The organism is Salmonella sp. NW645 (assembly GCF_051703725.1).
Classification (GTDB): Bacteria; Pseudomonadota; Gammaproteobacteria; order Enterobacterales; family Enterobacteriaceae; genus Salmonella; species Salmonella enterica.
Genome location: NZ_JAMMKR010000033.1, coordinates 1 through 493, shown reverse-complemented (window position 1 = coordinate 493; position 493 = coordinate 1). Strand labels below are relative to the sequence as shown.

1 pseudogene is annotated in these 493 nt (G+C 55.0%); it reads right to left on the bottom strand.

Annotated elements, in window-relative coordinates:
• Positions 1–180: 180 nt before the first annotated feature.
• Positions 181–417: pseudogene (locus NA389_RS21940) on the bottom strand (recombinase family protein); the annotation flags it as partial.
• Positions 418–493 lie beyond the last annotated feature (76 nt).

Sequence of the window (493 nt, the reverse complement as noted above, 5' to 3'; positions counted from 1 at the left end):
GTAAGCAGAGTTTTTGAAATGTAAGGCCTTTGAATAAGACAAAAGGCTGCCTCATCGCTAACTTTGCAACAGTGCCGGTTTCGCTGAACGTGTAGTGACGGATCAACTCATCCTTGGTGTCCGGCAACGCCAGCAGGCTTTCGCGCTCGGCGGCGGACAGGATTGAACGACGTGGCATATTTACTGATCCGTTCTCAAGTATTGATACAGGGTTTCGCGACTGATTCCGAATTCACGAGCCAGCTTGGTCTTTTGCTCGCCAGCCTCGACACGTTGGCGCAGTTCGGCAATACGCTCAGACGACAGGGATTTCTTCCTGCCACGGTAGGCCCCGCGCTGCTTGGCGAGCGCGATGCCCTCGCGCTGCCGCTCGCGGATCAAGGCGCGTTCGAACTCGGCGAACGCGCCCATTACCGACGGCACTGTTGCAAATAGTCGGTGGTGATAAACTTATCATCCCCTTTTGCTGATGGAGCTGCACATGAACCCATTC